This is a genomic window from Sphingomonas sp. (genome assembly GCF_019635455.1).
Lineage (GTDB): Bacteria > Pseudomonadota > Alphaproteobacteria > Sphingomonadales > Sphingomonadaceae > Sphingomonas.
This window is the reverse complement of sequence record NZ_JAHBZJ010000002.1, coordinates 22,856-49,493: the sequence shown is the minus strand read 5'-3', so window position 1 is coordinate 49,493 and position 26,638 is coordinate 22,856. Positions and strand designations below refer to the sequence as shown.

Below are 26,638 nucleotides of genomic sequence, written 5' to 3'. Positions count from 1 at the left end.
CTATCCTCGCATGTCATCGCTTTACGTCATGCAGAACCATGTCGGCTTCATCAAAATCGGACGCAGCGTGGACGTTGATAAGCGTCGCCGCCAGATTGAAATGACCGACGAATGCACCGTTGCGCTGGTCGCCGTGATCCCCGACGCGGGACATGATGAAGAAACGATGCTTCTGAATCTTGCCGACCATCAGGTGATCGGTGAATGGTTCCTTGGCGACGAACTATGCCGCGACTGCGTAGCCATTGAGATTGAGGCGCTTTGCGAAGTCTTGGGGCGCGATCCGCCCGCATTAGAATGGCCGTTCCCGGTGGCCAGCGAAGCCGCCACCGAAGCTTGGCTAGATCGCTGTGAACAGCGACGCACCGTAGCCAGCATCAATCGCGAATATGGACGCCGCATACGAGCGATGGCCGAATCGTCGTCATCGGCGTCTGATCCGTCGCGCTATAACGACGTTAGCCTGTGGAGCCTGTTATGGCGCTTCGAACGGCAGGTCGGAACTATCGTCACGCCGAAGACCGGCAAGAAAGGCGAAACCGTGCTTGTCGGGCATCGCGAAGGTGATGCTGTCGGCGAAATCGTGCCGCACTACTCGACGGACGTAACCGCCGCGCTGCTGCTTTGGCCGGATGCCGACCGGCCCGAAGCGTGGTCCGGCTCGGCGTGGGACTGCTGCATCGCTGCGTTGAAAGCACGAAAGGCGAGATTGGCGAGCGACGGATTGGCCGCTCTTTGGCCGAATGATGCCGAAATACCTGTGGGCAAACCGTATCTTTAAGATGGCCGGGATGTTGGCTAGTTCGGCTTTGCGCCTTCTAAGTTGTTGATTTTATTAGGTAAATGGCGGAGCGGGAGGGATTCGAACCCTCGATACGGTTTTGCCGTATACTCACTTTCCAGGCGAGCGCCTTCGACCACTCGGCCACCGCTCCGCATACGCTGGAACGCGCTGCCCTAGTGGCTTGACGCGCGCTCCGCAAGCGTTGCGCTGTGCCTGCCGGCGTGTCAGCGTGTCGCAATGGTTCCGCTGCTTCTCGCCCTTGCGTTCGCGCCGCAGGCTCAGCCTGTCGCGCCTGCCCCGGCGCCCTCTTCGACCGCCGCACCGCCCAAGCCGTCGGATCCGCTGCCGACCGATTGGAAGCCGATTCCCGCCGACGAGTTGCTGGTGATGACGCTGACCGACCGGCGCCGGATCGTGATCCGCCTGGCGCCGCGCTACGCACCGGCGCATGTGGCCAATATTCGCGCGCTGGCGCGTGCGCATTGGTGGGATGGCGAGACCATCTATCGCGTGCATGACAATTATGTCGTGCAATGGGGCGATGCGAGCGAGAAGAAGCCGCTGCCGCCGGGCGTCGTTGCGCAGCCGCCGGCGGAATATGACTGGGCGCGGTACGATGCGGTCACGCGGCTGGCGCGGCGCGATCCCTATTCGATCAGAGCGGGACACAGCGCGGACGGGTGGCCGCTGGCCACCAACGGCAAGGTGGCGTGGATGCCGCATTGCTATGGCATGGTCGGCGTCGCGCGCGATCTCGCCCCCAGCACCGGCAGCGGCGGCGATCTCTATGCGGTGATCGGCCATGGGCCGCGCCATCTCGATCGCAACATCGCGATCGTCGGTCGGGTGATCGACGGGATCGAACACCTCTCATCGCTGCCGCGCGGCACCGGCGGCGGCCTGGGATTGTACGAGGATCCCGCGCGCTATGTTCCGATCGTCAGCGTGCGGCTGGCGAGCGAGCTGCCGACTAAGGCGCGGCCGCGCTTCGAATATCGCGCGGCAGACAATGCCCGATTCGCCGCATGGGTGCGGGCGCGCGAAAACCGCGAGCCGCCCTTTTTCACCCTGCCGGCCGGCGGTGCCGATATCTGCAACGTCATGCCGCCGGTGCGCCGCGCCCTTTGATGATGGGAGGCAGGAGCCGGGATCGGGGCCAGAAGCTGGCGGCCGGCCCCTATCGACCGACCCAGTCGGCGACTTCGTCCGCGACCTGGTTCGCGGCGGTGTTGATCGCGGTGCCGGCAGCGGCCGGCTCGATGGCGGCAAGCGGCACGCGCGCTTCGAAACGACGTTTCTCGAAACCGGCCTCGGCGCCCTTCGCGCGTTCGCGGATCAGCGTCGCGTCATAGGTCACCACCGCCTCCCGCCGCGCGGCATCGACGCCGAAGAAGCGCAGTTCGCCGCCCAGCCGCGCCCCGGGGTCGGAAATCGACTGGCGCAGCGTCAGCACGATCCGGCCGGTCCGGGTGGAGACGGTGTCGGAGAGCAGGCGCGCGAACAGCCGCGCGGGCGGCTCCACCCATTGTGCGTCCTTGAGATAGGCGATGCTGGTATCGCCCGAACGGACCGGTACGCGGGTCACGGCGAGTTCCTGCGACACGACCGGCGCGGTCACCGTGATCGAGCGCGCCGAGTCCGAACGCCTGGTCTCTCCGACCGCGACCTGCGCGGTGGAACTGATGGTGAGCAGCGAGGGTGGCGGCTCCGAACCGAAGCTGATGCAGCCGCCCAGCGGCAGGAGCGCGAGGATGAGGAGCTTTTTCATGGATGCTCTCACTTCTTCTTTTTCGGATCATAGTCGGGCAGCTTGGGCGACCCGAGGATCGACCCCGCGCCTTCGCGGTCGATCTTCTCGGCCACGGAGGAGAGGGCGGCGGACATCTGGCGCAGGTCGAGGATCAGCTGGTTGACCTCGGGAATGGTCTTGTTCGACACCGCGTCGATCCCGCGATCGGCCTTGCCCAGCGTCACTTCCAGCGCCTTCATGCTCTTGTCGGCAGAGGCGATCGCCTTGCGCAGGTCACCCATCGCCGGGCGGATGTCCTGCGACAGCATCTGGTCGGTCGTCTTTGATACATTGCCGATCTGTTCGGCGGCATAGCCGGCCTGTTTCACCGTATTGCGCAATTCGGCGATCGCCGCGCGCAGGTCCGGTGCGCCCTTGGCCAGCTCGCCGGTCAGGCGGTTGGTATTCTGAAGAATGCCGCTGATCGACGCCTGATTCTTGTCCGAAAGCAGTTCGGTGAGCCGTTCGGTCAGGGTCGAAAGCCGTTCGAGCAGGCGCGGCGCGGTGTTGAGCAGCGCGCCCAGGCCGCCCTGTTTGGTGGGGATCACCGGCACGCCCAGCGGGCAGACGCTGCGCGGATTGGTTTCCGGACACTCGATCGGCGGCGCGCCCTTGACCGCGCCGTCGAGCTGGATCTGGCTGACCCCGGTGAAACCGACGCCCTGGATCGTCGCGGTCGTACCCTGAAGCACCGGCACGTCGCGATTCACCGCGATGCGCACCCGCACCAGGCTGGGGTCGGGGGGGAAAAGCGCGATTTCCTTCACCTGGCCGACGGGAACGCCGGAAAAGGCCACCGCCGACCCCTTGTTCACGCCATCGACCGCCTGTTTGAAGAAAATGTCATATTCATTTTCCTTCGACGTGTTCACGCGGGCCAGCCACACCGCGAACAGCGCCAGCACGGCGAGCAGGATCAGCACCACCGCGCCGACCAGAACATGGTTTGACCGGGTTTCCATCCCTTATGCCCCCTTGGCCGCCGCCCGTTCCGCGCTGGATACCGCAGCGCGGCCGCGCGGGCCGTTGAAATATTCCTGGATCCACGGATGATCCAACGCGAGAAGTTCGTCGATGGTGCCGACCGCGATCACCCGCTTGTCCGCCAGAACCGCCACACGGTCACAGATGGCGTAAAGCGAATCGAGATCGTGGGTGATGAGGAACACGGTGAGACCCAGCGTCCGCTGAAGCGAGCGGGTCAGTTCGTCGAACGCGGCGGCGCCGATCGGGTCGAGTCCCGCCGTCGGTTCGTCGAGAAACAGGAGTTCGGGGTCCAGCGCAAGGCTGCGGGCGAGCCCGGCGCGCTTCTTCATGCCGCCCGACAGTTCGGCGGGATATTTGGGTCCGGCATTGGGCGGCAGGCCGGTCATCACCACCTTATAGGCGGCAATCTCCTCCAGCAGCTGCTGGTCGAACTGGGGGTAGAATTCCTTGAGCGGAACCTGGACATTCTCCGACACGGTAAGCGTCGAAAACAGCGCGCCGCCCTGAAACAGGACGCCCCAGCGTTTGCGGATGTCGATTTCGGTGTCGTCGCTGGCGTTCAGCACATCGTCGCCGAACACATGGACTGATCCCTCATCCGGCTGTTGCAGCCCGATGATCGACCGCATCAGCACCGACTTGCCGGTCCCCGATCCGCCGACGACGCCCAGAATCTCGCCACGGCGCACGTCCAGGTCGAGATTGTCGTGGATGACCTGTTCGCCGAAACAGTTGCGCAGCCCGCGCACGCGGATGATCGCTTCGCCGTCAAAGGTGGGTGCGGTATCGGCGGCGGGCATCAATTCCACCCGATTTCGGTGAAGAACACCGCGAAAAAGGCGTCGAGCACGATCACGAGAAAGATCGCCTGAACCACCGCCGTGGTGGTACGCATGCCGACCTGCTCCGCATCGCTTTCGACCTGCATCCCCTGATAGCAGCCGGCGATCGCGATGATCGCGCCAAAGACGGGCGCCTTGACGAGGCCGACCCACAGATCGGTCATCGGCACGACTTCGCGGATGCGCTGGACGAAGGTGATCGGCGGAATGTCGAGCGCGATCCAGCACAGCAGGCCGCCGCCGATCATCGCGATGAGCGAGGCATAGAAGCCGAGCAGGGGAAGCATCATCACCGCCGCGAATACCCGCGGCAGCACCAGCGCCTCCATCGGGTTGACGCCGATCGTGCGCATCGCGTCGATTTCCTCGGTCAGCTTCATCGTGCCGAGCTGTGCCGCGAAGGCCGACCCCGATCGGCCCGCAACCATGATCGCGGTCATCAGGATGCCCAGTTCGCGCAGCGTGATGCGCCCGACCAGGTTGATCGTGAACACCTCCGCGCCGAACTGGCGCAGCTGTACCGCGCCCTGTTGCGCGATGACGATGCCGATCAGGAAGCTCATCAGCCCGATGATGCCCAGCGCGGACACGCCGACCACCTCGAACCGGTGGACCGTCGCGTTGAAGCGGAAGCGGCGCGGGTTCGACGCGACCCGCGCAAAGGCGAGGGCGGTGGCCCCCATGAAGCCGAGCAGGCCGTACAGGGTGCGGAACGCCTGGATCACCGCTTCGCCGATCTCGGCCAGCAATTCGGCAACAGCGCCCAGCGGTCGTGCCGGTGCCTCGATCGGCTGGTCGGCGGCGGCGACCTGGTCGAACAGGTGCCGCGAATCCCCGGTCAGGCCCGATACGGTCGCCCCCCGATCGCGGGCGAAGCGGTGGACCAGCCACGCGCCGACCGTATCGACGCGTTCGACCTCCGCCAGATCGATCGCCGTCACCGCTCCGTCGAGCGCTGCCAGCCGCTCCGGCAGGTCGCCAATGCATCGCAGCGACAGGTTACCCCGAAAGCGGAGCGTGCCGCCATTGGCCGCGTCGTGCAGGAAATCGGCTGGCGCGCTCATCGCGCACATCCATCGTTCATTCGGACTGGATCGGCAAGCGTCCGTCTCTACAGATGTTTCGCGAAGCGACAGAATTTGGACATTTTTGCGGAGCGACGATGCGCCACCTCGCCATTTACGACATGGACCGGACGATCACGCGCAAGGCGACATGGACGCCCTTTCTGATCCATGCGGCACGGGTGCGGGCGCCATGGCGGCTCGCGCTGCTGCCGTTCGCGGGGCTGGCGTCGCTCGCCTATCTGGCAAAGGCGATCGATCGCGCGAAGCTGAAGGAGGTAACCCACCGGCTGATGCTCGGCCGCACGATTCCCGTCGCCGACCTCGACAAGGTTGCCGAAGCATTCGCGGACAGCGTGGCGCGGGACAATGTCTTCGCGGACGCGCGGGCGCGGATCGCGGCGGATCGCGCGGCGGGTTGGCGGCCGGTTCTGGCGACCGCCAGCCATGGCTATTATGCGCGGGCGATCGCGAACCGGTTCGGCATCGATGACGTCGTCGCGACCGCCGCCCTGCACGATGCCGATGGCGCCGTCCTGTCCGGCATCGATGGCGAAAATTGCTACGGGCCGGCCAAGCTGCGCCTGATCGAGGCGTGGATGGCGACCGAGGGTATCGCGCGGCACGATGCGCGCATCCGCTTCTACAGCGACCATGTCTCCGACGCGCCGGTGCTCGAATGGGCGGACGAACCGTTCGCGGTCAATGCGCACGGCCCGCTTCGGGCGATGGCGGCATCGCGCGGATGGACGATCCTTGACTGGGAACGATGAGCGCGGCCTGATGACCGCGTCCGGTGGTGTGATCGCCCGTCCGCGCCGCGAGGCGGTCGGTCAGACCAGGACGTGCAGCGTGTGGATGCCCAGGCCGACAAGGCCCCCGACCAGCGTCCCGTTGATGCGGATATATTGCAGATCCTGGCCGACCGCATTCTCCAGACGGCCGGTCAGCGTATGCGCATCCCAGCCGCGCACGGTATCGGAAACGAGGCGTACGATACCGTCGCCATAATCCGCCGCAGTGCCGACGGCGGCGCGGCGGACGAAGCGGTTGATCATATGGGCGAGGCGCGGATCGCTCTGCAAGGTGGCGCCCAGTTCGCGCAGCGCCTCGCCCAGCTTGCCGGTCAGTGCCGCGTCGGGATTGCGGGCGACGCGCAGCATCGCCGCCCGTGCCTGTTCCCACATGCCGTCGATCCATCGCGCCAGCGCCGGATTGTCGAGCAGATCGGCCTTGAACGCCTCGACCTTCATCCGCGTGGGGATGTCGAACTGAAGGTCGAAGGCGAGCTTCTCCAGCCCCTCCTCCACCTTGGCGCGCAGCGGGTGGCCCGGATCCTCCGCGACGTCGGCGACCAGCTTGTAGAGGCCGTCGATGATCGCGTTGGCCAGCGTTTCGTCCAGCCCGGTCCAGCGCATGATCGCGCCGGCGCGTTCATGCACCATCTTGCGGATCAGCGCCTCGTTCTGGTCGATGATCTTGGCGAGCCAGCGCAGCATCCCGTCGAGCAGCGGCGCATGGCGATCCTGGGCGATCGCGGCGCCCAGTGCCTGCCCCATCAGCGGCGCGACATCGGTCTGGCGGATGCGTGAGGCCACCGCGCCCCGGATCATGCCGCCCAGTTGCTCCCGGTCGAGCGATTCGAGCAGGCTGGCCGCCATGCGCGAGGCACCGCGCCGCAGCCGCCCGGAGCTTTCGGGCGGCTGGGCGAGCCATTTGCCGGCGGCACCGGCAATGTCGAGGCCACGCATCCGCCGCGCCACCACGCGCGGAATGAGGAAATTGTCGCGCAGGAAATTGGCGAGCGCGGTGGCGATGCGATCCTTGTTGCGCGGGATGATCGCGGTGTGCGGAATCGGCAGGCCGAGCGGATGGCGGAACAGCGCCGTCACCGCGAACCAGTCCGCCAGACCGCCCACCATCGCCGCTTCGGCAAAGGCGCGGACGAAGCCGGCGGCGGGGTAAAGTGGAACGTAGCGGCCGGCGACGACATAGATGCCGGCCATTGCCACCAGCAATCCGGTGGCGATCACCCGCATCCGGCGCAGGCCGGGCGGGCTGTCCCCAAAACGAAGCGCGCGGATCGACGGATTCATGTCCGTAACAATCCGCGCGCCACGCTTTGGTTCAACCCCTTATTCCGCAGGCTGCGGACCTTCCCCGCCGCGATGGCCGATCCGGCCGCCCGGCTGATGCTCGATCACCTCGCCCTGCGGCCCATGTTCGTCGCCCGGCGTATAGGTGAGCAGGCGCCGCCGCAGGCGCGGACCCATCCATTTTTCGACCCCGATCGCCAGGCTGAAGCTGGCCGGAACGATCACCAGGGTCAGCGCGGTCGACAGGATCAGCCCGCCGATGACGGTGATCCCCATCGGTGACCGCCAGGCCGAATCGCCGGACAGGGCGAAGGCGGTGGGGACCATGCCGGCGACCATCGCCACCGTCGTCATCACGATCGGTTGCGCCCGCTTATGCCCCGCATCGGCGATCGCGGTGATCTTGTCGACGCCCTTCTCCATCTCCTCGAGCGCGAAGTCGATCAGCAGGATCGAGTTCTTCGCGACGATGCCGAGCAGCATCAGGATACCGATGAAGACCGGCATCGAGATCGGGTTGCCCGTCACCATCAGCGCGAGCAGCCCGCCGAGTGGCGCCAGCAGCAGCGACCCCATGTTGACCAGCGGCGACACGAAGCGGCGATAGAGCAGCACCAGCACCGCGAAGACGAGGAAGATGCCCGAAATCACCGCGACGATGAAATTCTGGACCATCTCCGCCTGCCATTTGGCCTGGCCGACCTCGAGCTCGCCGACGCCCATCGGCAGGTTCTTCATCGCGGGCAGCTGCTTGATCTGCTTCATGGCATCGCTGCTGACCACGCCGGGGGCGAGGTCGGCGCCGATCATCACGCGGCGCTGCTTGTTGATGCGGTCGATCCGCGTGGGACCCGCGCCGAACCCGATATCGGCCACCAGGCTGAGCGGCACCGAACCGCCCGACTGGGTCTGCACCGGCAGGTTCTGGATCGTGGAGAGGCGCGCGCGCGCATCCTGATCCAGCGCGACGCGGATCGGGATCTGCCGGTCCGACAGCGAGAAGCGGGCGCTGTTCTGATCGATGTCGCCCAGCGTCGCGATGCGGATCGCGCTCGACAGCGCGGCAGTGGTCACCCCCAGATTGGCGGCAAGGTCCATGCGCGGACGGATGACGATTTCCGGCCGCTTGAGGTCGCCCGAGATGCGCGGCGCGACGACGGTCTTGAGCCCCTCCATCTCCTCGACGATCTTCTGCGCCGTGCGTTGCAGCAGTACCGGATCCTCACCGCCCAGCGTGATGGTGAGCGCGCGGCCCGAACCGCCCCAGCCCTGCTGGTTGCGGAACGACACGCGGGCGTCGGGGATCTTCGACAGGACCGGGGTCAGCTTGCGCTGGAACGCGTCGCTCTTGATCGTGCGATCCGGCTTCAGGATCGCGGTGACCCGCCCGTTGCCGACGAATGCGCGGGTATAGACATTGGCGACCGCGTCTTCCTTCGCCAGGATATTGCGCACGCGATCGACCACCGCCTGGGTCTGCTGGAGCGTCGTACCCGGCACCATTTCGATGTTCGCGGTGACATTGTCCTCGTCCAGATTGGGCTGGAAGGTCATCGGCAGCGACATGAAGCACATGACGGTGAGCGCGAGCGCGGCGATCCCGCCGACGACCGCTGACCAGCGATGGCGCAGCGTCCAGTTGAGGACCTTCATATACTGGTCCATCATCCAGCCTTCGCCATGGGTGGCATGGCCCTTCGCCTTCAGGAAATAGGCGGCGATCATCGGGGTCAGCAGGCGCGCGACGGCCAGGCTCATCAGCACCGCGGCGACCACGGTCAGGCCGAAATTCTTGAAGAACTGGCCCGAAATGCCCGGCATCAGGCCGACCGGCAGGAACACCGCGACGATCGACATGGTGGTGGCGACCACCGCCACGCCGATTTCGTCGGCGGCGTCGATCGACGCCTGATAGGCGGTCTTGCCCATGCGCATGTGCCGGACGATATTCTCGATCTCCACGATCGCATCATCGACCAGCACGCCGGCGACCAGACTGAGCGCGAGCAGCGTCATCTGGTTCAGGTCGAATCCCAGCAGCTCCATGAAGAAGAAGGTGGGAACCGCCGAAAGGGGAATGGCGAGCGCGGAGATGAACGTCGCCCGCCAGTCGCGCAGGAACAGGAACACGACGATGACCGCGAGCGCCGCGCCTTCGAGCAGGGCGTGGAGCGCCGATTCATATTGCGATTCGGCATATTCGGTCTGGTTGAACAGCACCTCGAACCGCACCTTGGGATTGCGCTTCTGCAACTCCTTCAGCTTCTGTTCGGCGGCGTGGAACACCGCCACGTCCGACGCGCCCTTGCCGCGCTTGATGTCGAAGGCGAGCACCTGCTGGCCGTTCCATTGCGCGGAACTGCGCTGTTCGGCGTAGAGATCGCGGACCTGGGCGATGTCGGCGAGCCGGACGGTGCGCCCGCCGCCGATCGCGATCTGGGTCTGCCCCAGCTGATAGGCGTTGGCCGCGTTGCCCAGCACACGGACCGACTGCTCGGTGCCGGAAATCTCCGCACGACCGCCGGCCGCGTTCAGGTTCACCTGCCGCAACTGCTGGTTCACCTGGGTCGCGGTGAGGCCATAGGACTGGACCTTGGCGGGATCGAGGATCACGCGGATCTCACGATCGACACCGCCGACGCGATCGACCGCGGTCAGGCCGGGAACCGACAGCAATTCCTTTGCGACGCTGTTATCGACATACCAGGACAGGTCCTCGATCGTCATGTCGGTGCCGATCGCGGTGAAGCTGGCGATGTCGTTGTCGGTGGTGTTGGCGCGAAACACCTGCGGCTCGAGGATGCCGTCGGGCAGCTGGCTGCGAATCTGGTTCACCGCCTCGCGCACGTCCTGCACCGCGCGGTCGATCGGGGTGCCGATGTCGAGCTGGATGACGGTCTGCGAGCTGCCTTCCTGCACGGTCGAGCTGATCTGATCGATCCCCTGGAGCGCGCGTACCGCGGATTCGACCCGCTGCGTCACCTGGGTCTCGAGTTCGGTCGGGGCCGCGCCCGGCTGGCTGATGACGACGATCGCGACGGGGAAATCGATGTCCGGATCGTTGTTCACGTCCATCCGCATGAAGCTGACGATGCCGGCGATCGTCAGTGCGATGAACAGCACGATCGGCGGAACCGGGTTCCGGATCGACCAGGCGGAGATGTTGCGGAAGCCCATGACCCTAATCCTTACCGCTTCAGCGTCGTGAGGTTGGGAATGACCTGCTGACCCGGGTTGAGGAACGCGCCCGCGGTCAGCACCACGCGTTCGGTTCCGTCGAGACCGCTGACGATCGCGACGCCGGCATCCGACACTTCGCCGGTGGTGATCGCGCGGCGCACGGTTTCGTTCTTCGCGTTCAGCACATAGACGAAATTGCCCTTCGAATCGCTCTGGATCGCCGATTGCGGAAGCAGCGGGGCGACCGAGCCGCCCGCGTAGATCTGCGCGGACGCGAAGCCGCCGGGCCGCAGCGCCTTGTCATAGCTCAGCGAGATGCGGGCGATCCCCTGCCGTGTCTGCGGATCGATGACGGGAGAGACCTGCCACACCTCGCCCTTGAACACCTGTTCGGTGCCGACCGGCGTCACCTCGGCGCGCGCGCCGACGGGGATGGTCTGCAAATCGGCTTCGCTCAGCTGCGTGCGCAATTCCATCTGGCCGCCCATCGCGATCCGGAACAGCGTGCCGGTGCCGGCGCTGATGATCTGGCCCGGTTCGATCTGGCGCGTCAGCACCAGCCCGGCGGCGGGCGCGCGGATGTCGAGTCGGCGGTTGCGAGCCTGGGTTTCCGACAGCTGCGCCCGCGCGACACGCACGCGCGCCGCCGCCGCATCGCGAGTCGCGGTCTTGCGATCGATATCCGCCTTGGAGATGAATCCGCGGCCGACCAGCTGCTGCGCACGATCGAGTTCGGCCTGGGCAAGGTCGAGATCGGCCTGCGCGACGCGGATGCTTGCCGCCTGCGACTGGGCGGTCTGCGACTGTACCGACCGGTCGATGGTGGCCAGCACCTGCCCGGCGCCGACCCACTGGCCCGGTTCGACCAGCACGCGCGTCACCATGCCGCCCTCGCCTGCGACGCCCACGGGCATTTCCCGGCGCGCGGCGAGCGAGCCGGTGCCGCTGACGACCTTCTGGATCGTCTGCCGGCCAGGCACCGCAACGGTAACGGTCGGCAGCTGGCGCCCGGCGCCCTTGGCGGCGGCATCGGCGGGGCCGGCCGCAGCCTTCTTGTCGCCGCCGCCGGCAAAGGCGAACCACGCCCCGACGATCACGACCAGCGCGACAAGCGCGCCGATGATCCACCACCGCCGTCGCGACCGCACTTCCACGTCGCCGGTCAGTGCCGGCCGATCGTCTCTTCCCAACATTCCCGCCTCATAATTCATGCGCGACCCCATCCCGTTGCGGTCGTTGCGACCGTCCAGAGCCTTCCCTGTCGCGCTGTATTATCGAAATAAGTCACCGGCCTCAAGAGCCGATCGCAACCGGCGCGCGGGATGCCCGTTTTCGTCTTGTTCCGCAAGGGGAGCCGCGCGGGTCGCGACGCGCGGAAACAGGGTTTGCAGCGCGTCGCGGCTTGTTGCAAGCTGCGGGCAGGTTCCCGGTGGGGCGGGGCCGCAATACAGGAGGAAGACATGCCCGAAGGTATTCTTGGTTGGATCCTTATCGGCCTGGTCGCCGGCGTGCTCGGCAAGCTCATCATGCCGGGCAAGGATCCCGGCGGCATCATCGTGACGATCCTGATCGGCATCGCGGGCGCTCTGCTCGCCGGATTCGTCGCGCAATCGTCGGGCGTGGTGCTGGAGGGGACGTTCCAGAATTATGGCGCGGCGACGCTGGGCGCGGTCGTGCTGCTGGCGCTGTATCGCCTGGTCATGACGCGCCGGGCCTGATCGTTCCGACCGGGCGTTCGTTCAGCTTGGATTGTCCCGCTCGCCGATACAGGGGGCGGGACACAAGTTGAAAGGACGCCCGACGTGAACCGTTTCACATCCCTCGCCGCGCTGGCGCTTGCCGCGCCTCTGGTCGCTCATGCGCAGGCAGCGCCGCCATCGCTCGCGCCCGACGGCACGCTGGTCGATGTCGTCGCCGAAGGGGTGGCGACTCGCATCCCTGATATCGCCACGATCCGCGCCGGGGTGGTGACGCAGGGCGAAACCGCGGCCACCGCGCTCGCCGCGAATGCGCAGCAGATGACCCGGGTGCTCGCCGCGCTGAAGGCTGCGGGAATCGCGGACCGCGACATCCAGACCGCCTCGATCACGCTCAACCCGCAATATCGCTATGCCGAGAACGCGCCGCCCGTGATCACCGGCTATCAGGCGAGCAACACGGTATCGGTAACGTTTCGCGATATCGCCACGAGCGGCGCGATCCTCGACGCGCTGGTCGCGCAGGGGGCGAACCAGATCAACGGGCCGGACCTGTCGATCGATGCGATCGAGACGGCGCAGGACGCGGCGCGCGTCGATGCGGTCAAGCGTGCGCGGGCGCGCGCCGATCTGTACGCGCGGGCGCTGGGCATGCGGGTCGAGCGGATCGTGTCGCTGAGCGAATCGGGCGGATCGGGCGGATCCGCGCCGGTGCGGATGATGGCACGGATGGAAGCGAAGGCGCCGACCCCGGTCGCGGCCGGCGAACAGGAGGTGCGGGTGAGCGTGCGCGTCCGCTTTCTGCTGCGATAGGCCGACATGAAAATGGGGCCGCCCCAACGGGACGGCCCCATGATCGATGGGTGCGGGCTTGGATCAGCGCACCGCGCCGCGACGCACCAGATTGACGATCGCGAGCAGGATGATCGCGCCGACCAGCGAGGTGACGAAGGTCATCACCGTGATCGCGCCACCGTTGATCGAGCCGCCGAACAGCAGGCCGCCGATGAACGCGCCGACGATACCGACGACGATGTTGAGCAGGATGCCCTGCTGCGCATCGGTGCGCATCACGATGCTCGCGAGCCAGCCGATCACGCCGCCAATCACCAGCCAAAGAATAAATCCAACCATTGTCTTCCTCCACCTTGGCCACCCGCCGATCGCGACGGGGGATTGCAGCGAAAGACTCGCGAACCCCCGAAATGGTTCCGCCCGCGTTTCGAGGCGCGGGCGGATAGGGGGACGTCGCCCGGGGAAGGGGCCGGCGATCAGTATTTCTGCTGTCGTTCGTAGAGCGAGCGATAATGCTGGATCCGCGTCACGCGCAGGCCGGGCATGCCCGACCGATCGATCGCCCGTTGCCAGCCGGCAAATTCCTCGACGGTCAGCCGGTAGCGTTCGCAGACCTCATCGACGCTCAGCAGGCCTCCATTGACCGCCGCGACGACCTCCGCCTTGCGGCGGACGACCCAGCGCGTCGTATCGGGCGGCGGCAGGCTGTCGAGCGTCAGCGGCTCGCCAAGCGGTCCGATCACTTTGGCCGGGCGGATCTTCTGGTTTTCAATCATCAGCTACCTCGATCAGGGCGGGGGGTCCCCGTCTTCATTCCAAAACGACCGTACCGGCCCCGGCTTGAGCATCGGCTAAGCGGCACGGTAAACGGCGCCTTCATCGGTCTTTCCAGCCGGTTAGCGCGCGTTCGACCGCACGGTTGAACGCGCCGTGCGCCGGCGCGAACAGCGTCGTGACGGGCAGCGCGCCGGCGATTCCGGCTTGCAGGCGCGCGGTCGGGCTGGCCGCCTGTCGCGCGGCGACGCCCACCATCAGGACGGCGAGTTCGGTCGGAATCGCGGTGACCGCCCACCCCTGTCCGGGGCCGCGCAACGCGGTCAGATCACGCTCGAATCGAAAGCTCAGGTCCACCTACGCCACTCACCTTGAGTCAAATTCATCCGCTTTGGGTAGCGGCGAAGGCTGAAAGGCCGGTAAATGGATGGAAATTTTGCATCGGCCCCCATGCGCGCCTATGTCGCCGCCGATGCAGTCCGCCGATTTCCAGATCGCGCCGCCGCTAAAGGCGCGCCGGATCGTCGTCGCCATGTCGGGCGGCGTCGACAGTTCGGTCGTGGCCGCGCTTGCCGCACGGACCGGGGCGGAGACGATCGGCGTGACGCTTCAGCTCTACGATCATGGCGAGGCGGTCGGGCGTGCGGGCAGCTGCTGCGCCGGTCGCGATATCCGCGACGCGCGCGCGGTGTGCGACCGGCTGGGCATCGCCCATTATGTGTTCGACCATGCGAGCAGCTTTCGCGAAACGGTGATCGACGATTTCGCCGACGAATATCTTGCCGGGCGGACCCCGATTCCCTGTGTGAAGTGCAATATGGGGCCGAAATTCACCGATCTGTTCGCGCTGGCCCGCGATCTGGGTGCGGATTGCCTGGCCACCGGACATTATGTGCAGCGGGTCGTCGGGCCGGAGGGACCCGAATTGCACAAGGGCGCCGATCCCGCGCGCGACCAGAGCTATTTCCTGTTCGCGACGACGACGGCGCAGCTGGATTATCTGCGCTTTCCGCTGGGCGGCATGCCAAAGGCACAGGTGCGCGAGATCGCCGCCGAACTGGGGCTGGGCGTCGCGGCCAAGCCCGACAGCCAGGATATCTGCTTCGTCCCCGACCGCGATTATGCCGGGCTGGTGCGCAGGCTGCGCCCGGATGCGGACACGGCGGGAGCGATCGTCGATCAGGCCGGCAACCGGCTGGGCGCGCACAAGGGGCTGATCCATTTCACGGTCGGCCAGCGTCGCGGGCTGGAGATCGGCGGCAGCCCGGAGCCGCTATATGTCGTCCGGCTCGATCCCGAACGGCGCGAGGTGGTGGTCGGCCCGAAATCGGCGCTCGCGGTGCGGGCCGCGCGGATCGGCGGGCTGAACTGGATCGGCGGCGGCCATGACGGGCCGATGACCGCGAAGGTGCGGTCGATGGCCAGGCCTGCCCCGGCACGGCTGGAGGGCGACCGGGTGGTGTTCGACATGCCCGAATATGGCGTGGCGCCGGGCCAGGCGGCGGTGCTCTATGCGGGCGAGCGGGTGCTGGGCGGCGGCTGGATCCGTGAAACCGAACCGGCCGAGCCGATCCCGGCCTGACCGGCCGCTTGCCGTCCACCGGCGCGCCGCCTAGAGCGCGCCCGATGACCGATCCCAGCAAGATCCGCCGCCTCTATGGCCGTGCCAAGGGCCACAAGTTGCGTGCCGGACAGGCGGCGCTGCTCGACGAGATGCTGCCCCGCGTCGCGGTGCCGGAAACCGGTCCGCTCGACGCGCGAACGCTGTTCGGCGACGATCGCCCGCTGGAACTGGAAATCGGGTTCGGCGCGGGCGAACATCTCGCCGGTCAGGCCGCGATGCGGCCGGACAGCGGTTTCATCGGGTGCGAGCCGTTCCTGAACGGCGTGGTCGGGGCGCTCGGCCATGTGCGCGACGGCGCGCTCGACAATGTCCGCCTCCATATGGGAGACGCGCTCGACGTCGTCGAACGGCTTCCCGACGGCAGCCTGTCGCGCGTCTATCTGTTGCATCCCGATCCCTGGCCCAAGGCGCGTCATGCCAAGCGGCGGATGGTCAACCACGGCCCGCTCGACCTGATCGCGGCGAAGCTGAAGCCGGGATGCGAGTTTCGCCTGGGAACCGACGATCCTACCTATTGCCGCTGGTCGATGATGGTGATGAACCAGCGCCGCGATTTCGAATGGCAGGCGTCGAGCGCGGCCGATTTCCTGGCGCGTCCGGCCGACTGGCCCGAAACCCGCTACGAGCGCAAGGCGCGGCGGCAGGGGCATGAGGTCTGGTATTTCCGCTATCTGCGGGTGTGACGCCCGTCAGGCCGGCGGGTTTCCGCTGCGCCGCCACCAGCCTTGCAGGGCGCGTGCCGCCAGGGACGGGGCGCCGGGCCGAACGAACAGCCAGTCGCGCATCATCGGGCCTTCCTGCGCGCCGATCACGCGTTTGTATCCGCTGTCGCCGATGCCCCAATCGACATGGGTCATTCCGTCGGCCAGCGCGCGAACCAGATTGCGGTAATAGAGCAGCTTGCCCGGCGAATGCTTTGCATATGCCGGGTCATAGCTGTTCGCGACCGCATATTTGAGCGGCCCGGCGTTGACGTCGAACGAAAAGGCCACGGGCGCTCCGTCGATCCGCAGGATGGCGGCCCACAGCATTCGCGCGATCGCCGGGTCGCTCGCGGCGGCGCGCCAGAACGCGCCATGGCCGGTGCGGGTGAACTTCGCGTCGCGGCCGTCGGTGCGCGCGGCGATCCAGCTCCGCTCCTCGATCGCGGCGAGCGCGTCGAACGCGGCGTCGTTCCATTCGCCCCCGCCGATGAATCCCCAGTCGAGCGTCCCGTGCGCGGCGAGGTGCTTTTCGTGAAACCGGTTCTTGCGCAGCGTCGAATTGCGTGGCCATCCGCCATCCGCCCGAAGCGCGGCCATGTCGAGCAGCAGCACCTCGCCGATGAAACGGTCGATCGCCGTCCATCCGCGCGCCGATGCGGCGGCGCGCAATCCCTCCAGCGCCGGATCGCCGTCCGGAACCGGGCCGATTCGCAGCGCGCGAACATCGTTGCCCAGCTGGTCGAGCAGCAAGTCGAACGCGTCGCCTCCCGCGTCGATCGCGACCGGAAAGCTGCGAAACGGCCAATAGGATCCCGGAACGCTCACCACGCCCAGCCATGACGGCCCTGTGGCTACCAGCGGCAGCGCCAGCACCGGAATGCCTTCGCGGGCGACGACGAGCGTCCGTGCCGCGCCGCCATAGGCGCCGAGCGCGGCGGCGAACCAGCCATAGCGCAGGAATCGGCGGGTAGGATCGCCACGATCGGCGACCTGATCGAGCGCGGCCGACAGCCCTTCCGCGCCGGTCGCCACCAGTGCGGGCGGTAGGCGGGTGAAGTCGGCGAGGGGCATCGGCCTGGTCATCGCACCGGCGATAACGCGGATCGGTTACCAAGCGGTGGAGGCGCTTGGCGACCGCGGCGCGCCGGAATAGAAGCAGCGGCATGCAGCTTCCGATACTCTCCACCGTCGCGGCGACGATTCAGGTCGCGATCGCGCCCGTATTCCTGCTCGCGGGGATCGCGGGGATGCTCAACGTGCTGGTCGGGCGCATGGCGCGCGTGGTGGATCGCGCGCGCACGATCGAAAAACTGCACCCGGTATCGACCGGGGCCGAGCATGACCGGCACGTATGGGAATTGCGGCTGATCGACCAGCGGCTGTCGGTGATCAACACCGCGATCTGGCTGTGCGTGGCCAGCGCGATCGCGATCTGCCTGGTCGTCGCATTGCTGTTCGGCGCCGAGCTGGTGCATCTCGATATCGGCGCGGTGGTGGCGGTGGCGTTCATCGCGTCGATGCTGATGCTGACGTCCGGGCTGATCGCCTTTCTCTATGAGGTTCGCCTGTCGCTGCGCGCGGTGCATGTGCGCGAGGAATTGCTCGAAAAGAATTGCGGGCCGGGCGACCGGCCCTAGGCGGCGGCGCCCGCCCGACGGCGAAGGAATGCCGTGACGACCGCGATGACGGCAAGTTCGGGCAACGCCTCCGCAGTCACCAGCGGCACCAGCAGGAGCGCGACCGCCGCGATCGGCAGGATCCAGCGGGGCCACCCGTTCAGGCAGAACCGGTCGCGCACCAGCCACAGCCCCGCCATATAGATGGCGATCGGGATCGCGATGGCCAGGCTGGCCGTGCGGTAGCCGGCCTCCGCATGGCCGGTCGCGACCTCATGAAACACGGCGAAGCCGGCGCCGGTTGCCGCGCCCGCCGCGAAGATCGCGAAATGGCCATAGCCCCACAGCAGCGCGCGGGGCAGCCGATCATCCTCCAGATGCGCGTCCCGGGTGAAATAGACGCCCCACATCGAAAAGGCGATCGCCGCCGCCGTGACCGCCGACAGGATGCCGTGGCCGCTCGCCAGCGTTCCGCGATCGTCGCGCGCCAGCATCGCGACGACCGCCAGGAACGATTCGCCCAGCACGATGATGTTGAGCAGGCCATATCGTTCGATGATGTGGTGGCGATGCCAGCTGGTCGCGCCGTGGCGGAATTCCGCGATCGCCGGAACCGACAGCTCGCCAGCGATTCCCGCGACGAACAGCGGGGTATAGAGGGGCGATTGTGGGCCGATTGCCAACACCAGCGCGATCCAATAGGCCTGCATCGCGATGATGCCGATGCCATAGGTCGTCGCGGTCCGCCGATGGGCCGGGTCGCCCGCCGCCGCGCCGAACCACAGCAGCGCCATCGCCACCCGCATGATGACGAATCCCAGCAGCGAGAGATAGATCGGCTGTCCGGCGAACACCGCCGGTATCCCGGCGGCAATCGCCAGCGCGCCGAACATCGCCATCAGCGACAGGATATGGAATCCGGCCGAGCCGTCATCATAGGCGGAGGCGAACCAGGTGTAGTTCATCCAGCTCCACCAGATCATGAAGAACGCGCCGAGAAAGGCGGGGAAGGCGTCGAGTGCGTGATTGGCGGCGACCGCATGGTGCAGCCCGGCAGCGGCGGCGGCGATGGCGATCACGCTCGCCAGGTCGAACATCAGTTCGAGCGTGGTGGCCACCCGGTGGGATTCGTGCGGGCTTCGCGGCGTGAATGTGAACGGCGTCATTGCGTCCCTTCCTCGATTCGCGCACGCCATGCCGTGCGCCGCGCCCATCGTCCAGCGGCCGGTTGCGCGACGTTGTTCGGTTTACGCGCCCTTAATCGCCGTCGCGCGATATGCGGTCCATGTCGCGTGAGGGTTCGATGCCGTCGGAAAAGCCGTCCACCGCCTTCGCGCTCGCGCGGCAGGCGGTGATCTGGCGTTCGGGCGCGCAGATCGCCGGACAGGTCATCACCTGGGGCGCGACGTTCCTCGTCATCCGCATCCTCGATCCGCACGATTACGGCCTGTTCGCGATGACGCAGGTGGTGCTGACCGTGCTCAACATGCTGAACGGCGCGGGACTGGCGAGCGGGCTGATCCAGAAGCCGGAGGCTGACGAACGGTCGATCCGGCAACTCTATGGCATGTTGATCGCGCTCAATTTCGGGTTGGGCCTGCTCCAGTTCCTGATGGCGCCGCTGGTCGCCGCCTATTTCCGCCAGCCGATCGTCGCGGATCTGCTGCGCGTGCAGGCGTTCCTCTATTTCACGACGCCCTTCGTGGCTTTCCCCTATGCCCTGCTGGCGCGCGCGATCGATTTCAAGCCGCAGGCAAAGGTCTATTTCCTGTCGTCGATCACCGGAGCGCTCGCGGCGCTTGCCGGCGCGTTCGCCGGGCTGGGGGTCTGGACGCTGATCCTTGCCCCCGCCGTGCTGTTCACGACGCGGGCGATCGGGATGACGCGCATTTCGGGCCACCATTATCGCCCGCTGTTCGATTTTCGCGGCGCTGGCGCGCTGGCGAAATTCGGCGGGCTGATGGCGGCGGGACAGTTTTTCTGGGTGGTGCAGAGCCAGGCCGACGTGTTTCTGGCCGGGCGTGTGCTCAGCCCCACGACGCTGGGCCTATATACCACCGCGCTGTTCCTGACCCAGATCCTGGTTTCGAAATTCGTGCCGGCGATCAACGATGTCGCCTTTTCGGTCTATGCGCGGATGCAGGATGACCGGGATGCGGTCGCGATGGGGTTTGCCCGGTCCGCGCGGATGGTGATGCTGGTCGCCATGCCCTTTTATGTCGGGCTGGCGGTCGCGGCGGAGCCGGTCGTGGCGACGGTATTGGGACCCAAATGGATCGCGGCGGGGCCGATCGTCCGCCTGGTCGCGATCGCGATGCCGGCGATGACGTTGCAGGTGCTGTTCGCGCCCGCATGCGGCGCGATGGGGCGTCCGGGCATCGCGGCAAAGACGGGCATGATCGGCGCGATGCTGTTGCCCGCCTGTTTCGCGGTCGGCCTCGTCTGGGGCGTGGCAGGCCTCGCCGCCTCGTGGATCGCCGCCTATGCCGCGCTGCTGGCGATCACCGCCTGGCGCGCGCTGCCGGTGATCGGCCTGCGCGCCTCGCTGCTCGCCCGCACGCTGGAGCCGGTGGTACTGGCGGCGCTGGCGATGGGCGGCATCGTGATGCTGGCCGACCGGTTCGTCGCGCTGCCCTCCGCGCCGCTGCACCTGGCGTGGCTGGTCAGCGTCGGCGGGATCGCCTATTTCGGATGGCTCGCGGCCTTTGCCGGCGACGTGTTGAGCGAAGCGGTCGCGGTCGTGCGGGGCCGCCAGCCGGCGCCGCGGGTTCAACCGATCGCGACCGCCGCCTGAAAGTCCGGCGCCGGCTGAAACGACAGCAACCGCCACCCCTCGCCACCGCGCGTGATCGCGGCCGGCGCGCCGGGCGTCACGGTCACGTCGAACCGGTCGAGCGGATAGGACAGGCCAAGGCCGAGCGCCTTCACATACGCCTCCTTCCGGGTCCAGACATTGTAGAATCCGGTCGCCCACTGGTCGGGTCGCAGCGCGCGCAGTTCATCCACCTCACGCGCGGAGAACAGGCGTTCGGCGACCTTTGGACAGGCCAGCGCGCCGTCGCGAAATTCAATGTCGCAGCCGACCGGCACGTCGGCGAGCGCGACGAGCGCCAGATGGTGCGAACTGGACAGGTTGAAGTGCAGCCACGGCGCATCGGGCAGGACGAGCTTTCCGTTCGGATCGGGTTCGATCCGCACCTCCTCCGGCGCCTGGCCGAGCCGCACGGCGAGCGTTTCGCGCAGGCGCGCGCGGCGGGCGATAAAGCGATCGCGCGCGCGCGGGTCGCGGATCCGGGCGGCATGGGCGCGTTCGTCGCGGCCGATCATCGCGTGCCAACGGCTCACCAGATGCGGTTCGGCCCGCAGGTCGAGCAGCACGGTTTCGACGGCCGCGCGGTTGATCCGTGCGGGGGCGTTCACGCGGCGGCGGCCACGACGCGTGCGGGATCGATCGCGCGATCGATCGCCTCGCGCATCCGCGCGGCAAAGACATCGACATGCGGTGGATCGACCAGATCGTCATGCGTGCCGGGGATATCGTGGACCTCGAACGCGCCATGGGCGAGCGGACGCCAGCCCGGTGCGGTGTCGAGGACGCTCAGCCGGTCGGCGGGCTGAAACAGCGCGAGCGCACCGTCATAGGGGCCGGGGACATAGCCATAGGCGGCACGCTCGAGGCCGCGCGTGACGCGCTCGAAATTGGGATTGTCGTGCGTCGCTTCGGGCGCGCCGACATCCTCCATCACCCCGCGCGCCCGGTCCATCGCATAGGTGAGGCGCTGCGCCAGGGGCAGGCGGTTCCACATGGCGAGATGATAGCGCGCCTTAGCGATGCGCATCCGCGCGGGCGTGATCGCCAGAAAGGAGACCGGATTGATCGAATGGCCGAGTGCCAGCAGCGGCACGTCTTCGCCGGCGGCACGCAACTGCCGCGCGACCTCATAGGCGAGGATGCCGTTGGTACACCATCCGCCGAGCAGATAGGGGCCGCGCGGCCGATTGCGCCGGATGATCGCGACGACGGCGGCGGCGATCTCCTCGAACCGGGTGTCGGGCGTCAGTATCGCCTCGAGGATCGGGCCGAGCTGAAGTCCGTAAAAGGGGCGGTCGCCGCCCAGCCGCTGGGCCAGCGCCTGAAAGCGCGGACCGCCGTCGAGCCAGATCATCGGGATGCCGTCTCCGTCCGGCTGGATCGGGACGAAGGCATGCAGGTCGCTCGCCCCGCCACCGGCGATCTGCGCGGCGAGCGCGCGCAGCGTCGGCGCGCGAAAGATCTCCGCCATGCCGATCCGCCGGCCCCATTCGCGGTCGATCGCGACCAGCAGTTTGGCGACGAGCAGCGAATGTCCGCCAAGTTCGAAGAAATTGTCGTCCCGCCCGATCCGCTCGATACGCAGCAGGTCGCACCAGATCGTGGCGAGACGCGCTTCGTCCTCGCCCCGTGGCGGAGTCAGATCGGCAGCGGCGGTGCCACCCGGCCGCGGCAGCGCCTTGCGATCGACCTTGCGGTTGGGCGTCATCGGCAGCTGTGCCAGCGACTCGAAATGCGCGGGGATCATGTAGTCGGGGAGGCTGGCGGCAAGGTGCATGCGCAGCGCGGCGCGGCCCGGCATCTCGCCATGCGGAACAAGATAGGCGGCCAGCGATCGCTCGCCCGATGCATCGGGCCAGCTGCGCACCGCAGCGGCGGCGATGTCGGGATGGCGGGCGAGCGCGCCCTCGATCTCCTCCACCGCGACGCGATAGCCGCGAATCTTCTCGTCATTGTCGGTCCGGCCGAGGCACATCAGCGCGCCGGCGGGCGTCCATTTCGCAAGGTCGCCGGTGCGGTAGAGACGTGCGCCGCCGATGGTGACGAACCGCTCTTCGGTCAGGTCCGGGCGCCCGCGATACCCGCGCGCGAGACCCGCACCGCCGATCCACAATTCGCCGATCTGGCCGATCGGCATCCGATTGTGATGCGCGTCGAGGACATGAACCGACGTATTGGCGATCGGCCGGCCGATCGGGACCGGTCCTTCACCCGCTTCGACGCGGGCGCTCGTCGACCAGATCGTGGTTTCGGTGGGGCCATAGACGTTCCACAGCTCCGCGCAGCGCGGCATGAGCTGGTCGGCAAGGCTGCGCGGCAGCGCTTCGCCCCCGCACAGGATGCGCAGGCCGGGAAGCCCGGTCCAGCCGGTTTCGATCAGTCCGCGCCAGGTCGCAGGCGTCGCCTGCATCACGGTCGGCCGCGCCTCGGCGATCAGCGCGCTCAGGGCATAGGGGTCCTTCGCGACGGCACGCGTGGCGAGGATCAGCTCACCGCCCGCGACGAGCGGCAGGAAGAGTTCGAGCGCGGCGATGTCGAACGAGAGCGTCGTGACCGCCAGCAGCGAATCGCCGGCGCCGAACCCCGGTTCGCGGGCAAAGGAGCCGAGCAGATTGGCGAGCGCGCCCTGATCGATCTCCACCCCCTTGGGATTGCCGGTCGAGCCGGAGGTGTAGAGGACATAGGCAAGGTCGTCGGGCGCGGTCGGCGTCGATGCGACGGTCGTGCCGACGGGGCCGACCTGATCGACGAAGATGCGCGGCAGGGTGCAGCCGGGCAGGACGTCGCCCAATGCGTGCTCGGTCAGCAGCGCCGCCGCGCCGGCATCGGCGACGATATAGTCGAGCCGCGCGGCGGGAAAATCGGGATCGAGCGGCAGATAGGCCGCGCCGATCCGGTGCGTCGCGAACAGCGCCGCGACCATATCGGGCGTGCGGTCGAGGCAGACGCCGACCAGGTCCCCCTTGTCCAGGCCGGCGGCGCGCAGCGCGGCGGCGATCGCATCGGCGCGGGCGTCGAGCGCGGCATAGCTGGTGGTCGCGCCGTCGTACCGGATCGCCGGCGCGTCCGGATGCGCCACGACCTGTGCGCGGAAGGCGTCGGGGAGCAGGGCCGGCGCCGGCGCGTCCGTGTGGTTCCACATGGTCGCCAGCGTCGCCTCCTCGACCGGGTCGAGCAGTGGCAGGTCGCGCAGAGGCGTGGACGGGTCCTGGACGATGCGGGCGATGATCGTCAGCCAATGGCCGATCATCCGACGGATCGTGGCGGCGTCGAACAGCTCCGTCGAATAGAGGAAGCGGCCGAGCATGCCGTCGGGCCGCTCGTCGAGTTCGAGATAGAGGTCAAACTTCGCGCCGCCGACCACCACGTCCATCTGGGTCAGGTCCCAGCCTGCGGGAAAGGGATCGACTGGGGGTTCGATTGAAAACAGGCAGTTGAACAGCGGATGGGCGCCCGGCTCGCGCCGGATGTCGAGCGCGCGCACCACTTCGTCGAACGGCGCTTCGCTGGCGGCGAGCGCGCCCAGCACGCTGTCGCGCACTTCAGACAGAAAGGCGCGGAACGGCTTGTCGCCGGTCGGCCTGGCCCGCAGCGCGATGGTGTTGAGGAAATAGCCGACCACATTCTCGAGCTCGGGGCGACGCCGCAGATCGGTGACACCGCCGACGATGATGTCCTCTTCCCCCGAATAGCGGTGCAGCATCGCATGATAGGCGGCGAGCAGCGTCATATAGGGGGTGACGCTCTCGCGCCGGCTCATCTCCTGCACCTTCTCGATCAGGTCGAGCGGGATGAGGAAGGTTTCCATCGATCCGGCATGGGTCGGGCGCGCGGGCTTTGCGCGATCGCCGGTCAGTTCGAGCTTGGGCGGAGCATCGGCGAGCGTGTCCCGCCAGTAATCGACCTGACGGCGGATCGCCGGGGTTTGAAGATAATCGGCCTGCCACAGCGTATAGTCGCCATATTGCAGCGTCGGATCCGGCAGCGGCGAGGCACGCCCGGCGGCAAAGGCTTCATAGAGTGCCGCCAGTTCGGGGACGATCACGCGATAGATCGATACGCCGTCGAAGATGATGTGGTGCAGCGTGAAATAGAGGCGGTGATTGTCGTCGGCGAGCTTCACGATCCGCGCGCGGAACAGCGGCGCGTCCGACAGGTCGATGGCACGCCGCGCATCGTCGCTGCCGATCTTCAGCGCGGCGGCGTCGCGCTCGGCTTCGGGCAGGTGGCTGACATCGTCGAAGGGGAGGTCGAGGTCGCGGTGCGGGCGCACCATCTGGATCAGGACGCCGTCCTGTTCGACGAAGCCGGTGCGCCATGCCTCGTGCCGGCGCAGGATTTCGTTGACCGCGCGCGCCATCGCCGCGCGGTCGAAACTGCCGAACCGGTGGATGGTGATCGATTCGTTATAGAGCGGCATGTCCGGCGCCATGATGGCGTGCAGCCACACCTGACGCTGGTCGGCGGAAAGCGGGATCGTCGCCGCCGGATCGCGCTTCTGGATCGCGAGCGGCTTCGCGGCCGCCGCCGCGCCGCCGCCGCGCATCATCTTTTCGAGCAGCGCGCGCTTGGAGTCGCTCAGCGCCACATGCGCGTTCACGCCGCGATCTCCCGAAACGCGACCGGCAGTTCCGCCAGGCCGCGCAACCCGGAATTGGCACGCCATTCGAGCTTGTCCGCCGTGACGCGCAGGTCGCCCAGCCGGCCGAGCAGCGCGGTGTAGGCGGTGCGCCCCTCCATCCGCGCGAGCGCCGCGCCGAAGCAGAAATGCGCGGCCCAGCCGAATGCGAGGTGACGATTGTCGGTGCGGGTCAGGTCGAGCGTGTCGGGATCGGGGAAACGGTCCGGGTCGCGATTGCCCGCCGCCATGATCGCCATCACCGCATCGCCCTTGCGGATCGTCTGCCCCCCCAGTTCGACATCGTGGCGGGCGATGCGCGCGGTGTGCTGGCTGGGCGTTTCGAACCGCAGAAGTTCCTCCAGCGCGGTTTCGATAATGTCGGGATTGTCGCGCAGCTGTGCCAGCTTGTCGGGCTGGCGGGTGAGGGTCAGGATGCCGCTGCCGATCAGGTTGGTGGTCGTTTCCTGACCGCCGACCATGGTGACGATGGTGTTGGCGATCACCTCTTCCTCGGACAGGCGCTGGCCATCGACTTCGGCGTCCATCAGCGAGCGGATCAGGCCGTCATGCGGATTGCGCTCCTGTTCGCGCACCGCGTCGCGGAAATATCCGGTCATGTCGGCGACGCATTTCAGGACGCCGTGGATGCGATCGGGGTTGTGCTGGAAGTTGCCGAGCATTTCCGCGAAGGTTGCCGACCAGGCCTTGAGCTGGCGGTGATCCTCCAGCGGCACGCCGAGCAGACCGGCGGTGACGATCGCGGGAAAGGGTTCGGCGAAATCGGCGATCAGGTCCATCTCGCCGCGCGCGATCTGGGCGTCGATCAGGCTGTGGGCGATCTCATGGATCTTGCCCTCCATCGCCTCGACCCGGCGCGGGGTGAACGCGCTCATGCACAATTTGCGCAGGCGGGTATGGGCAGGCGCGTCGAGGAACAGCATCTGCCGTGCCATCAGGTCCGCCACCGGTCCAAGCGAAGGCAGGCCGAGCGCCTCCATCTTCTTGGGATCGGGCGTGCGGTCGGCCGAAAATTCCTTCAGCACCAGCATCACGTCGTCGTACCGCGTGACGACCCAGGTGTGCATGAACGGGTCCCACATCACCGGCGCTTGCTCGCGCAGGCGCCGGTAGAAGGGATAGGGGTCGGCATGGACGGCGGGATCGAGCAGCTGGAACAGGCTGAGGCTCGGGTCGAACGGCGCGGGTGTGGCGCCGGTCATGCTGGACTGGATGGTCATGATTGCCCCCAATTT

24 protein-coding genes and 1 tRNA gene are annotated in these 26,638 nt (G+C 67.3%); 9 read left to right on the top strand and 16 right to left on the bottom strand.

Annotation, left to right across the window (positions count from 1 at the left end; translation table 11 throughout):
* The first annotated feature begins 10 nt into the window (after nucleotides 1-10).
* Nucleotides 11-781 carry a GIY-YIG nuclease family protein gene (locus KF783_RS02850; RefSeq protein ID WP_294076406.1) on the top strand — a complete coding sequence of 257 codons (771 nt, stop codon included), beginning with the start codon at nucleotides 11-13 and terminating at the stop codon, nucleotides 779-781.
* 63 nt (nucleotides 782-844) lie between these two features.
* Here KF783_RS02850 and KF783_RS02845 read toward each other — a convergent pair.
* Nucleotides 845-935: transfer RNA gene (locus KF783_RS02845), tRNA-Ser, on the bottom strand.
* A gap of 86 nt (nucleotides 936-1,021) precedes the next feature.
* Here KF783_RS02845 and KF783_RS02840 point away from each other — a divergent pair.
* Nucleotides 1,022-1,912 (top strand): peptidylprolyl isomerase, encoded by an 891-nt coding sequence (locus KF783_RS02840; RefSeq protein ID WP_294076404.1) that lies wholly within the window; start codon nucleotides 1,022-1,024, stop codon nucleotides 1,910-1,912.
* A gap of 49 nt (nucleotides 1,913-1,961) precedes the next feature.
* Here KF783_RS02840 and KF783_RS02835 read toward each other — a convergent pair whose 3' ends face one another.
* Genes KF783_RS02835 through KF783_RS02820 form a run of 4 tightly spaced genes read right to left on the bottom strand, consistent with a single transcriptional unit; the run spans nucleotide 1,962 to nucleotide 5,466 of the window.
* Entirely contained in the window at nucleotides 1,962-2,552 is a 591-nt protein-coding gene (locus KF783_RS02835; RefSeq protein ID WP_294076403.1) for an ABC-type transport auxiliary lipoprotein family protein, read from the bottom strand.
* An 8-nt stretch (nucleotides 2,553-2,560) separates the two neighbouring features.
* Nucleotides 2,561-3,535 (bottom strand): MlaD family protein, encoded by a 975-nt coding sequence (locus KF783_RS02830; RefSeq protein WP_294076401.1) that lies wholly within the window; start codon nucleotides 3,533-3,535, stop codon nucleotides 2,561-2,563.
* A 3-nt stretch (nucleotides 3,536-3,538) separates the two neighbouring features.
* Nucleotides 3,539-4,360 carry an ABC transporter ATP-binding protein gene (locus tag KF783_RS02825; RefSeq protein ID WP_294076399.1) on the bottom strand — a complete coding sequence of 274 codons (822 nt, stop codon included), beginning with the start codon at nucleotides 4,358-4,360 and terminating at the stop codon, nucleotides 3,539-3,541.
* Nucleotides 4,360-5,466: an ABC transporter permease gene (locus KF783_RS02820; RefSeq protein ID WP_294076397.1), complete on the bottom strand. Its 1,107-nt coding sequence runs from the start codon at nucleotides 5,464-5,466 to the stop codon at nucleotides 4,360-4,362. Before KF783_RS02820 ends, KF783_RS02825 begins: the two co-directional genes overlap by 1 nt.
* A 98-nt stretch (nucleotides 5,467-5,564) precedes the next feature.
* On the opposite strand from KF783_RS02820, the gene KF783_RS02815 reads away from it, so the two are divergent.
* Nucleotides 5,565-6,239, top strand: coding sequence for an HAD-IB family hydrolase (locus KF783_RS02815; RefSeq protein ID WP_294076395.1), 675 nt, complete (start codon nucleotides 5,565-5,567; stop codon nucleotides 6,237-6,239).
* Nucleotides 6,240-6,299: 60 nt separating this feature from the next.
* Here the strand turns inward: KF783_RS02815 and KF783_RS02810 are convergent, their stop codons facing one another.
* Genes KF783_RS02810 through KF783_RS02800 form a run of 3 tightly spaced genes read right to left on the bottom strand, consistent with a single transcriptional unit; the run spans nucleotide 6,300 to nucleotide 11,953 of the window.
* Nucleotides 6,300-7,562: a DUF445 domain-containing protein gene (locus KF783_RS02810; protein WP_294076393.1), complete on the bottom strand. Its 1,263-nt coding sequence runs from the start codon at nucleotides 7,560-7,562 to the stop codon at nucleotides 6,300-6,302.
* Between the two features lie 39 nt (nucleotides 7,563-7,601).
* Complete coding sequence (locus tag KF783_RS02805) at nucleotides 7,602-10,739, bottom strand: efflux RND transporter permease subunit (RefSeq protein ID WP_294076391.1); 3,138 nt, start codon at nucleotides 10,737-10,739, stop codon at nucleotides 7,602-7,604.
* A gap of 11 nt (nucleotides 10,740-10,750) precedes the next feature.
* On the bottom strand, nucleotides 10,751-11,953 hold the full coding sequence (locus tag KF783_RS02800) for an efflux RND transporter periplasmic adaptor subunit (protein ID WP_294076390.1): 1,203 nt from the start codon (nucleotides 11,951-11,953) through the stop codon (nucleotides 10,751-10,753).
* A 249-nt stretch (nucleotides 11,954-12,202) separates the two neighbouring features.
* On the opposite strand from KF783_RS02800, the gene KF783_RS02795 reads away from it, so the two are divergent.
* Together KF783_RS02795 and KF783_RS02790 are read left to right on the top strand one after the other, a co-directional pair.
* Nucleotides 12,203-12,460, top strand: coding sequence for a GlsB/YeaQ/YmgE family stress response membrane protein (locus KF783_RS02795; protein ID WP_294076389.1), 258 nt, complete (start codon nucleotides 12,203-12,205; stop codon nucleotides 12,458-12,460).
* A gap of 84 nt (nucleotides 12,461-12,544) precedes the next feature.
* Nucleotides 12,545-13,252: an SIMPL domain-containing protein gene (locus KF783_RS02790; RefSeq protein WP_294076388.1), complete on the top strand. Its 708-nt coding sequence runs from the start codon at nucleotides 12,545-12,547 to the stop codon at nucleotides 13,250-13,252.
* Nucleotides 13,253-13,315: 63 nt separating this feature from the next.
* Here KF783_RS02790 and KF783_RS02785 read toward each other — a convergent pair whose 3' ends face one another.
* From KF783_RS02785 to KF783_RS02775, 3 genes are all read right to left on the bottom strand, one after another.
* Nucleotides 13,316-13,573 carry a GlsB/YeaQ/YmgE family stress response membrane protein gene (locus KF783_RS02785; RefSeq protein ID WP_294076387.1) on the bottom strand — a complete coding sequence of 86 codons (258 nt, stop codon included), beginning with the start codon at nucleotides 13,571-13,573 and terminating at the stop codon, nucleotides 13,316-13,318.
* Between the two features lie 137 nt (nucleotides 13,574-13,710).
* Nucleotides 13,711-14,010, bottom strand: a complete 300-nt coding sequence (locus KF783_RS02780) for a DUF1153 domain-containing protein (protein ID WP_294076386.1) — start codon at nucleotides 14,008-14,010, stop codon at nucleotides 13,711-13,713.
* Between the two features lie 100 nt (nucleotides 14,011-14,110).
* Complete coding sequence (locus KF783_RS02775; RefSeq protein ID WP_294076385.1) at nucleotides 14,111-14,365, bottom strand: hypothetical protein; 255 nt, start codon at nucleotides 14,363-14,365, stop codon at nucleotides 14,111-14,113.
* 115 nt (nucleotides 14,366-14,480) lie between these two features.
* Between KF783_RS02775 and mnmA the strand changes: the two genes are divergently transcribed.
* Both mnmA and KF783_RS02765 read left to right on the top strand, forming a co-directional pair.
* Nucleotides 14,481-15,590, top strand: coding sequence for a tRNA 2-thiouridine(34) synthase MnmA (mnmA, locus tag KF783_RS02770; protein WP_294076384.1), 1,110 nt, complete (start codon nucleotides 14,481-14,483; stop codon nucleotides 15,588-15,590).
* A 44-nt stretch (nucleotides 15,591-15,634) separates the two neighbouring features.
* Entirely contained in the window at nucleotides 15,635-16,315 is a 681-nt protein-coding gene (locus tag KF783_RS02765; RefSeq protein WP_294076383.1) for a tRNA (guanine(46)-N(7))-methyltransferase TrmB, read from the top strand.
* Nucleotides 16,316-16,321: 6 nt separating this feature from the next.
* On the opposite strand, the gene KF783_RS02760 is transcribed toward KF783_RS02765, so the two are convergent.
* Nucleotides 16,322-17,419: a GNAT family N-acetyltransferase gene (locus KF783_RS02760; protein WP_294076382.1), complete on the bottom strand. Its 1,098-nt coding sequence runs from the start codon at nucleotides 17,417-17,419 to the stop codon at nucleotides 16,322-16,324.
* Nucleotides 17,420-17,499: 80 nt separating this feature from the next.
* Here KF783_RS02760 and KF783_RS02755 point away from each other — a divergent pair, with 80 nt between their 5' ends.
* Complete coding sequence (locus KF783_RS02755) at nucleotides 17,500-17,973, top strand: DUF2721 domain-containing protein (RefSeq protein WP_294076381.1); 474 nt, start codon at nucleotides 17,500-17,502, stop codon at nucleotides 17,971-17,973.
* On the opposite strand, the gene KF783_RS02750 is transcribed toward KF783_RS02755, so the two are convergent.
* Entirely contained in the window at nucleotides 17,970-19,118 is a 1,149-nt protein-coding gene (locus KF783_RS02750; protein WP_294076380.1) for a low temperature requirement protein A, read from the bottom strand. The two genes, KF783_RS02755 and KF783_RS02750, sit on opposite strands and share 4 nt — an antisense overlap.
* A 110-nt stretch (nucleotides 19,119-19,228) precedes the next feature.
* Here KF783_RS02750 and KF783_RS02745 point away from each other — a divergent pair, with 110 nt between their 5' ends.
* Nucleotides 19,229-20,746 (top strand): lipopolysaccharide biosynthesis protein, encoded by a 1,518-nt coding sequence (locus tag KF783_RS02745; protein WP_366511688.1) that lies wholly within the window; start codon nucleotides 19,229-19,231, stop codon nucleotides 20,744-20,746.
* Here the strand turns inward: KF783_RS02745 and KF783_RS02740 are convergent.
* Genes KF783_RS02740 through KF783_RS02730 form a run of 3 tightly spaced genes read right to left on the bottom strand, consistent with a single transcriptional unit; the run spans nucleotide 20,722 to nucleotide 26,623 of the window.
* On the bottom strand, nucleotides 20,722-21,372 hold the full coding sequence (locus KF783_RS02740; protein WP_294076379.1) for a 4'-phosphopantetheinyl transferase superfamily protein: 651 nt from the start codon (nucleotides 21,370-21,372) through the stop codon (nucleotides 20,722-20,724). The two genes, KF783_RS02745 and KF783_RS02740, sit on opposite strands and share 25 nt — an antisense overlap.
* The gene (locus KF783_RS02735) at nucleotides 21,369-25,364 is read right to left on the bottom strand and encodes an amino acid adenylation domain-containing protein (RefSeq protein WP_294076378.1); all 3,996 of its coding nucleotides are present in this window, start codon (nucleotides 25,362-25,364) and stop codon (nucleotides 21,369-21,371) included. The genes KF783_RS02740 and KF783_RS02735 overlap by 4 nt, the downstream gene beginning before the upstream one ends.
* Complete coding sequence (locus KF783_RS02730) at nucleotides 25,361-26,623, bottom strand: cytochrome P450 (RefSeq protein ID WP_294076377.1); 1,263 nt, start codon at nucleotides 26,621-26,623, stop codon at nucleotides 25,361-25,363. Before KF783_RS02730 ends, KF783_RS02735 begins: the two co-directional genes overlap by 4 nt.
* Between the last annotated feature and the right edge of the window lie 15 nt (nucleotides 26,624-26,638).

Bases quoted from the DNA above. Each gene is read 5' to 3' on its own strand.
- KF783_RS02850 (WP_294076406.1), top strand. From the start codon at position 11: ATGTCATCGCTTTACGTCATGCAGAACCATGTCGGCTTCATCAAAATC.
- KF783_RS02840 (WP_294076404.1), top strand. From the start codon at position 1,022: ATGGTTCCGCTGCTTCTCGCCCTTGCGTTCGCGCCGCAGGCTCAGCCT.
- KF783_RS02835 (WP_294076403.1), bottom strand. From the start codon at position 2,552: ATGAAAAAGCTCCTCATCCTCGCGCTCCTGCCGCTGGGCGGCTGCATC.
- KF783_RS02830 (WP_294076401.1), bottom strand. From the start codon at position 3,535: ATGGAAACCCGGTCAAACCATGTTCTGGTCGGCGCGGTGGTGCTGATC.
- KF783_RS02825 (WP_294076399.1), bottom strand. From the start codon at position 4,360: ATGCCCGCCGCCGATACCGCACCCACCTTTGACGGCGAAGCGATCATC.
- KF783_RS02820 (WP_294076397.1), bottom strand. From the start codon at position 5,466: ATGAGCGCGCCAGCCGATTTCCTGCACGACGCGGCCAATGGCGGCACG.
- KF783_RS02815 (WP_294076395.1), top strand. From the start codon at position 5,565: ATGCGCCACCTCGCCATTTACGACATGGACCGGACGATCACGCGCAAG.
- KF783_RS02810 (WP_294076393.1), bottom strand. From the start codon at position 7,562: ATGAATCCGTCGATCCGCGCGCTTCGTTTTGGGGACAGCCCGCCCGGC.
- KF783_RS02805 (WP_294076391.1), bottom strand. From the start codon at position 10,739: ATGGGCTTCCGCAACATCTCCGCCTGGTCGATCCGGAACCCGGTTCCG.
- KF783_RS02800 (WP_294076390.1), bottom strand. From the start codon at position 11,953: ATGAATTATGAGGCGGGAATGTTGGGAAGAGACGATCGGCCGGCACTG.
- KF783_RS02795 (WP_294076389.1), top strand. From the start codon at position 12,203: ATGCCCGAAGGTATTCTTGGTTGGATCCTTATCGGCCTGGTCGCCGGC.
- KF783_RS02785 (WP_294076387.1), bottom strand. From the start codon at position 13,573: ATGGTTGGATTTATTCTTTGGCTGGTGATTGGCGGCGTGATCGGCTGG.
- KF783_RS02780 (WP_294076386.1), bottom strand. From the start codon at position 14,010: ATGATTGAAAACCAGAAGATCCGCCCGGCCAAAGTGATCGGACCGCTT.
- mnmA (WP_294076384.1), top strand. From the start codon at position 14,481: ATGCAGTCCGCCGATTTCCAGATCGCGCCGCCGCTAAAGGCGCGCCGG.
- KF783_RS02765 (WP_294076383.1), top strand. From the start codon at position 15,635: ATGACCGATCCCAGCAAGATCCGCCGCCTCTATGGCCGTGCCAAGGGC.
- KF783_RS02760 (WP_294076382.1), bottom strand. From the start codon at position 17,419: ATGACCAGGCCGATGCCCCTCGCCGACTTCACCCGCCTACCGCCCGCA.
- KF783_RS02755 (WP_294076381.1), top strand. From the start codon at position 17,500: ATGCAGCTTCCGATACTCTCCACCGTCGCGGCGACGATTCAGGTCGCG.
- KF783_RS02750 (WP_294076380.1), bottom strand. From the start codon at position 19,118: ATGACGCCGTTCACATTCACGCCGCGAAGCCCGCACGAATCCCACCGG.
- KF783_RS02745 (WP_366511688.1), top strand. From the start codon at position 19,229: ATGCGGTCCATGTCGCGTGAGGGTTCGATGCCGTCGGAAAAGCCGTCC.
- KF783_RS02730 (WP_294076377.1), bottom strand. From the start codon at position 26,623: ATGACCATCCAGTCCAGCATGACCGGCGCCACACCCGCGCCGTTCGAC.